Annotated in this window: 9 protein-coding genes, 5 tRNA genes and 1 riboswitch; of the genes, 6 read left to right on the top strand and 8 right to left on the bottom strand. The window is 32.1% G+C overall.

Features of this window, described 5'->3' with window-relative positions; translation table 11 throughout:
• Positions 1-59: 59 nt before the first annotated feature.
• The 8 genes from recD2 to C1715_RS14460 form a co-directional block, all read right to left on the bottom strand.
• A complete protein-coding gene (recD2, locus tag C1715_RS14495; protein ID WP_102401172.1) occupies positions 60-2267 on the bottom strand; it encodes an SF1B family DNA helicase RecD2 in 2208 nt (735 codons plus the stop codon).
• Between the two features lie 153 nt (positions 2268-2420).
• The gene (locus tag C1715_RS14490; RefSeq protein ID WP_180964103.1) at positions 2421-3098 is read right to left on the bottom strand and encodes a class I SAM-dependent methyltransferase; all 678 of its coding nucleotides are present in this window, start codon (positions 3096-3098) and stop codon (positions 2421-2423) included.
• Between the two features lie 275 nt (positions 3099-3373).
• Positions 3374-4549 (bottom strand): methionine adenosyltransferase, encoded by a 1176-nt coding sequence (gene metK / locus C1715_RS14485; protein ID WP_102401171.1) that lies wholly within the window; start codon positions 4547-4549, stop codon positions 3374-3376.
• A gap of 239 nt (positions 4550-4788) precedes the next feature.
• Positions 4789-4902: riboswitch (SAM riboswitch) on the bottom strand.
• 149 nt (positions 4903-5051) lie between these two features.
• Positions 5052-5136 (bottom strand) — tRNA-Tyr (locus tag C1715_RS14480).
• A 5-nt stretch (positions 5137-5141) separates the two neighbouring features.
• Positions 5142-5217 (bottom strand) — tRNA-Thr (locus tag C1715_RS14475).
• A 6-nt stretch (positions 5218-5223) separates the two neighbouring features.
• Positions 5224-5299, bottom strand: a tRNA-Val gene (locus tag C1715_RS14470).
• A 19-nt stretch (positions 5300-5318) separates the two neighbouring features.
• Positions 5319-5403 (bottom strand) — tRNA-Tyr (locus tag C1715_RS14465).
• Positions 5404-5408: 5 nt separating this feature from the next.
• Positions 5409-5484, bottom strand: a tRNA-Thr gene (locus C1715_RS14460).
• A gap of 547 nt (positions 5485-6031) precedes the next feature.
• On the opposite strand from C1715_RS14460, the gene C1715_RS14455 reads away from it, so the two are divergent.
• The 6 genes from C1715_RS14455 to C1715_RS14430 all read left to right on the top strand — a co-directional run bounded on the left by C1715_RS14455 (position 6032) and on the right by C1715_RS14430 (position 13073).
• Positions 6032-7783, top strand: coding sequence for a V-type ATP synthase subunit A (locus C1715_RS14455; protein WP_102401952.1), 1752 nt, complete (start codon positions 6032-6034; stop codon positions 7781-7783).
• 13 nt (positions 7784-7796) lie between these two features.
• Positions 7797-9176 carry a V-type ATP synthase subunit B gene (locus C1715_RS14450; protein ID WP_102401170.1) on the top strand — a complete coding sequence of 460 codons (1380 nt, stop codon included), beginning with the start codon at positions 7797-7799 and terminating at the stop codon, positions 9174-9176.
• Complete coding sequence (locus tag C1715_RS14445) at positions 9176-9799, top strand: V-type ATP synthase subunit D (RefSeq protein ID WP_102401169.1); 624 nt, start codon at positions 9176-9178, stop codon at positions 9797-9799. The genes C1715_RS14450 and C1715_RS14445 overlap by 1 nt, the downstream gene beginning before the upstream one ends.
• Before the next feature lie 489 nt (positions 9800-10288).
• Positions 10289-10732 (top strand): hypothetical protein, encoded by a 444-nt coding sequence (locus tag C1715_RS14440; protein ID WP_102401168.1) that lies wholly within the window; start codon positions 10289-10291, stop codon positions 10730-10732.
• 434 nt (positions 10733-11166) lie between these two features.
• Positions 11167-12189 (top strand): tRNA 2-selenouridine(34) synthase MnmH, encoded by a 1023-nt coding sequence (gene mnmH, locus C1715_RS14435; RefSeq protein WP_102401167.1) that lies wholly within the window; start codon positions 11167-11169, stop codon positions 12187-12189.
• A 74-nt stretch (positions 12190-12263) separates the two neighbouring features.
• Entirely contained in the window at positions 12264-13073 is an 810-nt protein-coding gene (locus C1715_RS14430) for a ZIP family metal transporter (RefSeq protein WP_102401166.1), read from the top strand.
• Positions 13074-13274: the final 201 nt, after the last annotated feature.

The raw sequence follows: 13274 nt of genomic DNA, 5'->3' as shown, positions 1-13274 counted from the left end.
ACTTTACTTTTTTTGTAATTTTATCATTTTAAACTTACAAATAGTAAAATGTACTATAATCATTCCTCTATTAAATTACTTATCCTCCATGCTAATGAAGAATATCTCTCAAAGCTCCTATCATTATTTATCATAAAATGAAGAGCTTTTACTTTTCCAACAAGTACCACTAACTTTTTGGCCCTAGTTATGCCTGTATAAAGTAAATTTTTATTCATAAGAAGCGTTGGCCCCATAAACATAGGCATTATAACTACTGGGAATTCACTGCCCTGACTTTTATGTATAGTCATAGCATAGGCTAATGTAATTTCATCTAAATATACAGAATCATAAAGCACTCTCCGTTCATCATCAAATACAACAGTAACAGTATTATCTTCACTACTTATATCCTCTATAAACCCTACATCTCCATTAAATACTCCTATTCCTTCCTCTTCACTGTTTATCTTACTCCACTTTAAGGAGTAATTATTTTTAATTTGCATTACTTTATCCCCTACTCTAAAAACCATATTTCTAAATTCTTTTTGATTTTTATATTTTGCAGGTGGATTCAAAACCTCTTGAAGTTTAGAATTTAAATTTTCCACCCCAAGAATTCCCCTTCTACTAGGAGATAATATTTGTATATGCTCCATTTTGTTCCAATGGCTATTAAATTTAGGTAATCTTTCATATATAAGTTCTACTATAGTATTCATTATCTTATTAGTGTCTTCTTCTTTTATGAAGTAAAAATCCTTATCTCTTTTATTTAAAATTGGCATCTGCCCCTCATTTATTTTATGAGCATTTACTACAATCATACTTTCTTTTCCCTGTCTAAATATTTCCTTTAACCTAACTACTTTAACACACTTACTATCTATTATATCCCTCAGTACATTTCCCGGTCCTACTGAAGGCAATTGATCCACATCTCCTACTATAATGACTTTTGTACCTAACCCCACTGCCTTTAATAAACTATTCATTAACACTATATCAATCATAGATGCCTCGTCTACTATTACTACATCGCATTCTAGCTGGCTATCCTCATCCTTTGAAAAAAATGCCTCTTCAGAATCTCCATATCCTAGTTCTAATAATCTATGTATCGTTTTAGCCTCATGTCCAGTGGCTTCTTCCATTCTTTTAGCTGCCCTTCCAGTAGGAGCAGCCATAAATACTGTCATCCCTTGACTTTGAAATATTTCAGTTATGCAATTTATTATAGTAGTTTTTCCTGTACCTGGACCACCAGTAATTACTTCAATCCCAGAAGTTAAAGCCCCTTCTATAGCTTCATTTTGTGACGGGGAGAACTTAATATCATTTTCCTTTTCAAATTTTTTAATTTCTCCTTGCACATCAACTTTCATATCTTCGTGATTTACAAGGGATAAAGTTAATATCTTCTTAGTAACACTTAATTCTGAATAATAAAAAGGAATATTAAATACGCATAGACACCCTTGTATATCTTCAATTTTAATTTTCCCTTCTAGTGCAGAATCATATATATTTTTCTCTATTATATCCTTCTCTACTTGAAGTATTTTTTTTACTTCCGCAATTAAATTTTTCCTCGGCATATAGGTGTTTCCCATAGCACAAAATTCATTTATTACATAGTTTATACCACTTTGTATTCTAAAAGGAGATTCTTTATCTATTCCAATACTTCTAGCAATTTTATCCGCCGTTTTAAATCCTATGCCAGTTATATCTTCTGTTAGAACATATGGATTGTTTTTAACTACATTTATAGAATCTTTTCCGTATCTTTTATATATCTTAACGCATTGATTAGCCGTAACTCCATAGGTTTGTAAAAACACCATTACATTCCTTACTTCCTTATGTTTACTATATGATTCCTTAATTAAATTAATTTTTTTATCACCTATACCCTCAATTTCTTTCAATCTCTCAATTTTATTATCCAATACATTTAAAGTTTCTTCTCCAAATCTACCTACTATCTTTTTAGCAGTAACTGAACCTATGCCTGAAATTATACCTGATGCTAAATATTTTTCTATTCCTTCAAGAGAATTTGGTATTATTTCTTCACAACTTTGAACTTTAAATTGTTGACCAAATTTAGGATGCTTAACCCATTCCCCCTTCATATATAAAGTCTGTCCCTCTGTTATGTATGGTATACATCCCACTATAGTTATATCTTCTTTTTCATTTTCTATTTTAGCTACCACATAGCCATTCTCTTCATTTTTAAATACTATATCTTCAACTATTCCCTTTATTTCTAACATAAAGCCTCTCCTAATAAATTTTATTAATACTCTATAGAACATTATATCATATATTATTTTATCCTAATTTCAACTTTTCAAAAACATATTTAAATCTTTAATTTTTATTAATTATCTATAACTGGTCTTTTACTATCTAATAAATTTTTTTATCTATTTTTTATGAATAATAAGAAAAACACTGGACTCATCTACCTCGTGAATTTTATATTCATATCCCGATAAACGTCCAATAATATCTAAATCTTTTGGAGTATATGTAATTGCTCTAAAACCGTCCTTACAAATTATAACCCCATCCTTTGTTTTATCTAAATCAATCTCACCCAACAACCCCTTCTCAGCCTGCTCTTTAAACCACATTAACCTATATTCCCAAAATTTTTCACTATAAGTACTAAAATAAACTTTTCCTCCGCTCTCAACCATTCCTAAAACCCTCTCAATCCAATCTGACGATTTAATCTTCATTGCAGACAAACCGTTTTGCAGACAAAGTATTACATCGAACTTTTCTTGGAATATAAGATTATTTACGTCCATAGTTATAAATTTAGTATTAGGAATATCCTTTAAATATTCCTTACCTAACGAAACACTCTCATCAGAAATATCAATACCCACAATTGATTTACAATTTCCTGCTAATTCCTTTACAATACGGCCATAACCTGCACCTAATTCCAAAATACTTTCACTGCCTATCAAACTATCTCTAACAAAAGAAATTTCAGCATCTAGATACTGTTTTACTCTAGGAATTTTAGTTTCATACACCTTAAACAAATTTTGTGAATTTAGTTTTTGTGCATAATAATTGTTCCCTATCATAATAATCCCCCTTATTTTTTAAAAATATATTTGGAAACCCCTAAGCCTACATTTATCCCAATCCCCAAAGGTGTCAATTTTAACTCCCCCAGAATTTTAAACAACTAAGAGTGTTATCTTTTTTATACAAAATTATTGGAATTAACTTTTGACTCTTCAGTAGATTAAAGAACATTTTAAATTAAAAGTTACATATACTAATTATGAATATTATATAACAAAAGCAATAGGGCCGATTTTAAATCAGCCCTATACACAAACTTAATTAAATTACACTACATATGTTTCTTTATTTCTTCTACCTCACTTAATTTTTCCCAAGGTAAATCTAAGTCAATTCTTCCAAAATGTCCATAAGCTGCCACTTGTTTATATATAGGCTTTCTTAAACCTAAGTCTCTTATTATAACAGCTGGTCTTAGATCAAACACTTTGTTTATTATATCTATTATTTTATCATCCGACATTTTTCCTGTACCAAAAGTATCTACTACAATTGATACTGGTCTAGCAACTCCTATAGCATAAGCTAATTGAATTTCTATTTTATCTGCTACACCAGCAGCTACTAAATTTTTAGCTACCCATCTAGCAGCATAAGCAGCTGATCTATCAACCTTTGTTGGATCTTTTCCAGAAAAAGCTCCACCACCGTGTCTGCCTGCTCCACCATAAGTATCTACTATTATTTTTCTTCCTGTTAGACCTGAATCTCCTTGTGGTCCACCTACAACAAATCTTCCTGTTGGATTTATGTAGTACTTAGTGTTTTCATCTAAAAGTTCAGCTGGAACTATTGGTCTTATTACATGTTCCCTCAAATCTCTTTCTATTTCTGCACGTGTTACTTTTGGACTATGTTGAGTAGAAATAACTATAGTATCTATTCTAACTGGTTTTCCATTTTCATATTCTACAGTAACTTGAGTTTTTCCATCTGGTCTTAAATATTTTAAAGTACCGTTCTTTCTAACTTCTGAAAGTCTTCTAGAAAGTTTGTGAGCCATTGATATAGGAAGGGGCATGTATTCTTCTGTTTCATTTGTTGCAAAGCCAAACATCATACCTTGGTCTCCTGCTCCAATACCATCATCCTTTTGCATTTGTCCCTCTTTAGATTCTAAAGCCTCATTAACTCCCATAGCAATATCTCCTGATTGCTCATCTATAGAAGTTAAAACAGAACAAGTCTCTGCATCAAAACCATATTTTGCTCTAGTATATCCTATTTCTCTTATAGTTTCTCTAACTACCTTAGGAATATCAACATAACAATTAGTTGAAATTTCCCCCATAACTAAAACCATTCCAGTAGTAGTAGCAGTTTCACAAGCAACCCTTGCATAAGGGTCTCTTTCTAATATAGCATCTAGTATTGAATCAGAAATCTGATCACAAATTTTATCTGGATGTCCTTCTGTTACTGATTCTGAAGTAAACAAAGTTCTCATAATAATTTATACTCCTTTCAAAATTGCAATTAGGTACATGAAAATAAATAACAAGTCAAAGATGCTGGTATATTTTGTGTCAGATAAGAAAACAGGTTCCGCCTTTGGTAGAGCTATCGGCGGGTTATGATGACGCAGTATGACTCAAAATAGACTAGCATACTGACTTGTTATTTATTTGAATGTGCCTTATGTAAAATAAAAAAACCTCTTCGATAAGAAGAGGCAATATTCACCATCTCTTATCTTGCAGTATTAAATATATTAAACTGCAGGAATTGGCACCATTGCAAAATAAATTGCCGGTTGCCGGGCTTCATAGGGCCTATTCCCTCCACCTCTCTGGATAAGATTAAAAATCATATATAATTTTCGATAATTTGATGATATCACAACAAAAATTTACTGTCAATATATTATAATAAGTTTACATTTTTTTAATATATAGTTAAATATTTATACATGTATAACATAAAAATAAGACGCATAATGCGTCTCATTTTGGTGGAGGAAGATGGATTCGAACCATCGAAGCGAATCGCAACAGATTTACAGTCTGCCCCCTTTGGCCACTCGGGAACTCCTCCATATTTGGAGCTGGCAATAGGAATCGAACCTACAACCTGCTGATTACAAGTCAGCTGCTCTGCCAATTGAGCCATGCCAGCATTTTATGGTGGGCACAACAGGGCTCGAACCTGTGACCCTCTGCTTGTAAGGCAGATGCTCTCCCAGCTGAGCTATGCGCCCATAAAATGTATCTTAAATGTGGTGGAGGAAGATGGATTCGAACCATCGAAGCGAATCGCAACAGATTTACAGTCTGCCCCCTTTAGCCACTCGGGAATTCCTCCACATTTGGAGCTGGCAATAGGAATCGAACCTACAACCTGCTGATTACAAGTCAGCTGCTCTGCCAATTGAGCCATGCCAGCATCTTAAGTTTTTATCTCCAGTGCTTTGTTCCTGCGCCGTTGACATGTTTTATTATATACGGTGACTCTTAACATTTCAATCTTAATATTGGTTCATTATATAAAATAAGAACCCTCTTACTCTATAATACTCTATAATTCTCATAATTAATCATGAAGTTATTTTTTCTATATAATTCATTAATGTGCCTCTCTGAGTAAAAATAATTGTATTGTACAACTATATATAATAAAATATATCCTAGTGGATTTTTATTTTCATAAGGAGGATATCTTTAGTTACTAAAAGTATATACAAATGTACTTAGAAATAGTAAAATGTACTTACAGNATAAATTTAGCCAATGCTAAAGAATATAAGATAGCTTAATTAAACAAGCACTTATATGTGTACCCAAGGCTATTTGGGGAATTAACGACTGTGGAGTGCTATACAAACTGTAGTAGCTTAGGCAAGGCAGAGTACGTTGAAGCAGTAAGAATCTCAATATGGATACATTTGACCATGTTTTGAGTAGCAGGGCGTAACTTGGAGAACGTAAAAGGAATGATAGTAGGAATTAATGGACCAGTTATAAAAGGCAAGGGCATGAAAAATTTTAAAATGAGAGAAATGGTTACTGTTGGACAAAAGAAGTTAATAGGAGAAATAATAATATTAGAAGATGATATAGCCACAATTCAAGTTTATGAAGAAACCTCAGGACTTAAGGTTGGAGAAGAAATATTCTCTACAGGAAGACCTTTATCTTTAAAATTAGGACCAGGAATAATAGGAAATATATTTGATGGTATAGAGAGACCTTTAGAGAAAATAAATGAAATAAATTATGGTTTTATAGAAGAAGGTATAGGCCTTATATCTCTAGATGAACATAAACTTTGGGATGTGAAGATAACTGCTATGGAAGGGGATATTTTAAAGCCAGGGGATGTATATGCTCTGGTAAAAGAAACGAATTCTATAGAACATAGACTAATGGTTCCATGGGATATAAGTGGAAAAGTAATATATAAGAAACAAGATGGCGAATACAATATAAATGAAGTGGTGGTAAAACTTCAAAATGGAGACAGAATAGAAAAGCTTCCTTTATATCAAATGTGGCCAGTACGAACTCCAAGACCAATTAAAAGTAGAAAGGCAATAGAAAAGCCTTTGATTACGGGGCAAAGAATATTAGATACATTTTTCCCCTTAGCTAAGGGAGGAACAGTAGCTATACCAGGGGGATTTGGTACAGGCAAAACTATGACTCAGCATCAATTAGCTAAATGGTGTGATGCAGATATTATAGTGTATATAGGATGTGGTGAAAGAGGAAATGAAATGACAGAGGTTTTAGAGGACTTTCCCAAACTCATTGATCCTAGAACTGGTATGAGCATTATGAATAGAACTGTACTTATAGCCAATACTTCAAATATGCCTGTGGCAGCTAGAGAAGCAAGTATATATACAGGCATTACTTTTGCAGAATATTTTAGGGATATGGGGTATCATGTAGCCATAATGGCGGATTCTACATCTAGGTGGGCAGAAGCACTTAGAGAAATATCTGGAAGACTCGAAGAGATGCCGGCGGAGGAGGGATATCCTGCATATCTCCCTTCAAGATTGGCAGAGTTCTATGAAAGAGCAGGTTACACGGAAAATTTAAATGGCAGTGAAGGTTCTATAACTGTAATTGGAGCCGTATCGCCAGCAGGAGGAGATTTTTCAGAACCAGTTACTCTAAATACGAAGAGGTTTGTAAGTGTGTTTTTAGGGCTCGACAGAAATTTAGCCTATGCAAGACATTATCCAGCCATCAATTGGTTATCTAGTTACAGTGGGTATTTAGATTCGCTTAAGGATTGGTATGATGAAAATATAGCTAAAGACATGATGGAAATTAGAAATAAGGCTATGAAAATACTTTTTGAAGAGAGCAAACTTCAAGAAATTGTTAAACTAGTCGGTGAAGATGTGTTGCCAGATGATCAAAGACTAGTTATAGAAATAGCTAAGGTATTAAAGATTGCATTTCTTCAACAAAATGCATACCACAAGGATGACACTTATGTTCCTCTTAAGAAGCAATATAAAATGTTAAAGGTTATAGATAGTTTGTATCAATACGGATGTAAGGCAGTAAAAATGGGAATACCTATATCTATAATAAACAACAAAGAGATTTATGATAGTGTGAATAAGATGAAATATAATGTGTCTAATGAAGATTTAAGTCTTATAAATAATTTAGAAGCAAGTATAAAAAAATATTATAATGAATTATTTAAGCAGTATAGTGCGTAGAGGAGGTGGAAATTTGAAAAAGCAATATCTATTATTGGACAAGATTCAAGGACCTATAATAGTATTATCAGATGTAGACAATGCAGCTTATGATGAAATTGTAGATATAACTGTTGATGGAAAAGAAAATAAAAAGGGTAAAGTTGTACAAATTGATGAAGATAAGGTGACAATACAGGTATTTGAGGGTACTTCAGGCATTTCCACAAATAATTCATCTGTTAGTTTTACAGGAAATTCTCTGCAGGTCAGCTTATCTAAAGAAATTTTAGGAAGAGAGTTCAATGGTATAGGAGAACCTATAGATGGCGGTGGCAGAATTTATAGTAGGAAAAGGTATAATATAAATGGAAGAGCTATAAACCCTGTAGCTAGAAAATACCCAAGAAACTTTATTCAAACTGGTATATCGTCTATAGATTGTCTTACCACCTTAATAAGGGGACAGAAAATACCTATATTTTCAGGAAATGGTATGCCCCATAATCAATTGGCAGCTCAAATTGTAAGACAAGCTAAGATTAGTGAAGAAGAAAATTCAAATTTTGCAGTAGTATTTGCAGCTATGGGAATTAAACATGATGATGCAGAGTTTTTTAGAAAAAGCTTTCAGCAGTCGGGAGTTTTGGATAGGGTGGTTATGTATGTAAATTTAGCAGACGACCCAATTGTAGAAAGAGTTATGACTCCTAGGTGTGCTCTTACTGCAGCAGAATACCTAGCTTTTGAGGAAAATATGCATATACTTGTTATAATGACGGATATAACTAGTTATTGTGAAGCTTTAAGAGAATTATCCTCTGCGAGAGAAGAAGTACCAAGTAGAAAGGGTTATCCGGGATATTTATACTCAGATTTAGCTTCTTTATATGAGAGAGCAGGTATGATTAAAGGAAAAGGAGGATCTATAACTCAAATACCTATAGTATCTATGCCTAATGATGATATAACTCACCCAGTACCAGATTTAACGGGATATATTACCGAAGGACAAATAGTGCTTAACAGGGATATATATCAAAAGAATGTATACCCTCCAGTTAATATATTGCCTTCGCTATCCAGACTTATGAAGGATGGCATAGGGGAAGGATATACGCGAGATGATCATGGAGAAGTTGCCAATCAATTATTTGCTTCTTATTCTCATGTTCAGGAAGTTAGAGCACTAGCTCAGGTAATAGGACAGGAAGAACTGTCGGAATTAGATAAAAGTTATATAAAATTTGGAGAAGATTTTGAGGAAAGATTTTTAAAGCAAGGATATGAAGAAAATAGAAGTATAGGAGAAACTTTAGATTTAGCCTGGAGTATTATTTCCATCTTGCCTAAAAATGAATTAGATAGAGTGAGTCCTAAAATTCTTGAAAAATATTATAGGAGTGGTGAATAATGCAACAAATAGCTCCTACAAAATCAAATTTAATAAGTGCTCAAAATACATTAGAGTTTTCTAGGAAAGGATTTCAGCTTTTAGACCAAAAAAGAAATGTTTTAATAAGGGAAATGATGTCCTACATATCTAGAGCTGAAAAACTTCAGCATAGGATAAACTCTACTTTTAGTGAAGCATATGAGGCGTTAAGGCAGGCAAATATAACTATGGGAATATCTTCAGTTTCTGATATTTCCATGGCAATACCGGAAACTGAAGATTATAATATAAGATTTAAAAGTGTCATGGGGGTTGAAGTGCCTCATTTAAATTATGAAAAAAAGCTTATACAACCAAGTTATAGCTTTCACAGAAGTAATACAGCCATGGATATTGCATATAAAAAATTTAATGAAGTTAAATACTTGATATATGAAATGGCAGAAGTAGAAAATGCAGTTTACAGATTAGCAGTGGAAGTTAAAAAAACACAAAAAAGGGCTAATGCCCTTGAAAATATACAAATTCCAAAATTGCAGGAAAGAGTTAAATTTATATCAGAAGTATTAGAGGAAAAGGAAAGAGAAGATTTTTTTAGATTAAAAATGGTAAAGAAAAAGAAGAAAAAATATAAAGAATAAAAATATAATATGATTAAACCGCAAAAAAGGTATAATATGTAAAAAAATCCATAATTCAAGTAATGTAATATTTTTGTACTATAATCGTAATATTATAAATGAAAGGTATATTGTCTAGGTGTAATACTTAAGTACATATACCTTTTATTATTGGTAAACTATAATTCCTAATATAAAATTTTAATTATAGTATTAATATGATTATCCCACAATAAGGTACAATGTGGTGGAATTATGAAATTTCTCCTTCATGACTTGCATAAGAGCTCGGAACAATAAATTTAATTTAAGAAATTCTAATCTTTTAGCCATATAAAATTATCTAACGCTCACATTCAGCGTCCTGCCTCAGGTTCGCTAGCCTGGCGTCCTTGCCAGGCTTACGATAATTTTATCTGTCTAAAAGAAGAATTTCATAATTAAGGTAATATAATGCTTTTGTGGGATAATCATTAATATATATAATAGTATTGACGTTAATGTATATATATGGTAAATTTGAAGAAACTAAGAAAAGGGGGAGATATTATAGTTACATTTATAGTTATTTTAAATGTTATTTTAGCAATAGTTTCTACGGTACTTATAATAAGAAACTTTTTAGTTAAATACAAGGGTAGTGAAAGTGGTTTTAAAAATTTTGTGTTTATAGCTTTTATAATTGTTGCGTTAATGTGTGCATTAGGTGGGGCTTGGCAAGGAATGTCTACAAAGGGAAAAATGGAGTATTTAATAAATGTTAAGGAGATCCCAAAAGAAAAAGTAGAAATGTTAAAGGTGGATATACAATCTGAAAAAAGTAGCATAAAAAAGAGTAGTGTAACGGGATATATCTGTTTAATAGGAGGGTACTTACTACTTTTAAATATTAAAAGAGAGAAGAAAAAGCAATTAGAAGAAGAGAAGAAAAAGTACAATTGGAGTAAAATCTAGAATTTTTTTAAAAGAAAAACCTTATTTTAAAGTGATTTATAATAAGGTTTTTCACTGAAATATAATAATTTAAATTAATTAAGTTGATTATCCTATAATTCCACCACATTGTACCTTTTTGTGGTTTAATCATTAAGTTGGATATTACAAAAATAAAAAATGCCCTAAATCATTGGTTCTTTTAATGATTTAGGGCATTTTTAAATTAAATGTATGTTGTGTAATGAGGATATTAAAATATTGATAAATTTAATAGTTGAACTTATTTCTATTTTAAAATAAAATAATAAGATGTATCAGAGCATTTGTAATTGGTCAAATTTATATATGAATGATTAACGATGATATGGGATGGTATATAATTTTTAACGATGAATCTGCCCCTGTCATGAATGAATAACATATGATAAGAGCTAGGTGGGAAGGAGAAAAATATGTTTAGAGACATAGAATATGAAAATTTAGAAGGAGATTATGTACTAATAGATGTAAGAAGTGAGGGAGAGTATAAGGAATACACTATACCTGGAGCTATAAATATACCCATTTTTAATAATGAGGAAAGAAAAGAAATAGGCACGGTTTATGTAAGAGAAAGTGTAGATAAGGCTAAAGCTATGGGAGTGGAGGCTGCATCTAAAAAACTTCCATATATATATGAAAAAATATATGATTTACAAAAGAAATATAAAAAAGTAGTGCTTTTTTGTGCTAGAGGTGGACTAAGAAGTACTGTTTTAACTACATTTCTCACCAGTTTGGGAGTTAAAGTTTACAAATTGAGGGGTGGATATAAAGGATATAGGGCATATATAAACAGAGAGCTACCAGTTCTTAATGAAAAAGTAGAGTATGTAATTCTTCAAGGAAACACAGGCATGGGTAAAACGAAAATTTTAAAGGAACTAAAAGAAAGAGGATATAATATATTGGATTTAGAAGGTTGTGCAAATCACAGAGGATCACTTTTAGGAAGTGTTGGTATAGGAAAGTGCAATAGTCAAAAGGCCTTTGAGTCACTGGTGTATGAGCAGTTAAAAGAAAGAAATGGCAATTTAGTATTTGTAGAAGGGGAAAGTAAAAGAATAGGGAATATAATAATACCAAATTATATTTATAATAAAATGAGAGAGAGTAAAAGAATTTTGGTAAAGGGAGATTTAGATTATAGAGCTAAAAATATAATAGAAGAATACACCAAAGAAGAAAATTGGAAAGAAGAAGTTGTACAGAGTTTAAATAATTTAAGAAAGTATATAAGTGAAGAAAATATTGCTAGATATTTAGAAATGGTAGAAAAAGGTGAAATTGTAGACTTGACAAAGGAACTTATGGTAAAATATTATGATCCTATGTATAAAAATGGTGAAAAAAAGTATAAATATCTTTTAGTTACGGAAATCAGTAGTATAAAAACTGCCTGTGATATTATAGAAAAATGGGTGGCTAAATTATAGATTGTATTATCATAAGTAAAATTTTTGAGGATTAGATATTGAGGATTGGGATTAATAAAAAAGGAGGGTGTTGTATGGCTTTAGATTTTACAAATAACCCTGTCTTAGGGGCATTGGTAGCTACTTTATTTACCTGGTTTATGACAGCTTTAGGAGCAGCAGTAGTATTTCTATTTAAACAAATAAACAGAAAAGTATTAGATGGTATGTTAGGTTTTGCAGCTGGAGTTATGATAGCAGCAAGCTTTTGGTCACTTTTAGCTCCTTCTATTGAAATGGCAGCTTCTTTAAATATGAAAGCCTGGGTACCAGCGTCAGTGGGATTTTTGGCTGGGGGATTCTTTCTTTGGGCTGTAGATAAAATCCTTCCACATTTGCATACAGGTATGAAAATAGAAGAAGCAGAAGGAATAAAAACCAACTGGCAAAGGAGTATACTATTGGTTTTGGCTATAACCCTTCATAATATACCAGAAGGATTAGCAGTGGGTGTAGCTTTTGGAGCACTAGGTACTGACATTTCTACGGCTACTTTTGCAGGAGCTACAGCTTTAGCTATTGGTATAGGAATTCAAAACTTCCCTGAAGGAGCAGCGGTATCTATACCCTTAAGAAGGGAAGGCTTGTCTAGGTGGAAGAGCTTTCTTTATGGTCAAGCTTCTGGAGTTGTAGAACCTATAGCAGCGGTAATAGGAGCAGCCATGGTAGTTCATATGAGACCAATACTTCCCTATGCCCTTTCTTTTGCAGCAGGAGCAATGATATTTGTAGTAGTGGAGGAATTGATACCAGAATCTCAATTAGGTAAAAATACTGACTTTGCTACCATTGGAACTATATTAGGGTTTGTAGTAATGATGGTATTGGATGTGGCATTAGGTTAGTATAGAAATAATTTTAAATATTAATATGGAAGTAGATGTTTAAGTTATATCTATTTTAATGTATAAAGAAAACTATTATAATTTATAGTAAATGCCCGAAAACCTCCGTTGTTTATCTCGGAGGATGAAAGGGCATAAAATTAAGGTGGTTCGATACCACCTTAAATTTACATTATACTAACTTCTGATTTTGAATATACT

Source organism: Haloimpatiens massiliensis, from assembly GCF_900184255.1.
GTDB lineage: Bacteria > Bacillota > Clostridia > Clostridiales > Clostridiaceae > Haloimpatiens > Haloimpatiens massiliensis.
This window is presented reverse-complemented; position numbering and strand designations above follow the sequence as displayed.

What these genes read in the sequence shown, in the direction of transcription:
- C1715_RS14490 (WP_180964103.1), bottom strand. Translation starts at nt 3,098, where the DNA reads ATGATAGGGAACAATTATTATGCACAAAAACTAAATTCACAAAATTTG.
- mnmH (WP_102401167.1), top strand. Translation starts at nt 11,167, where the DNA reads ATGTTTAGAGACATAGAATATGAAAATTTAGAAGGAGATTATGTACTA.
- C1715_RS14430 (WP_102401166.1), top strand. Translation starts at nt 12,264, where the DNA reads ATGGCTTTAGATTTTACAAATAACCCTGTCTTAGGGGCATTGGTAGCT.
- recD2 (WP_102401172.1), bottom strand. Translation starts at nt 2,267, where the DNA reads ATGTTAGAAATAAAGGGAATAGTTGAAGATATAGTATTTAAAAATGAA.
- C1715_RS14440 (WP_102401168.1), top strand. Translation starts at nt 10,289, where the DNA reads ATGGTAAATTTGAAGAAACTAAGAAAAGGGGGAGATATTATAGTTACA.
- metK (WP_102401171.1), bottom strand. Translation starts at nt 4,549, where the DNA reads ATGAGAACTTTGTTTACTTCAGAATCAGTAACAGAAGGACATCCAGAT.
- C1715_RS14445 (WP_102401169.1), top strand. Translation starts at nt 9,176, where the DNA reads ATGCAACAAATAGCTCCTACAAAATCAAATTTAATAAGTGCTCAAAAT.
- C1715_RS14455 (WP_102401952.1), top strand. Translation starts at nt 6,032, where the DNA reads ATGATAGTAGGAATTAATGGACCAGTTATAAAAGGCAAGGGCATGAAA.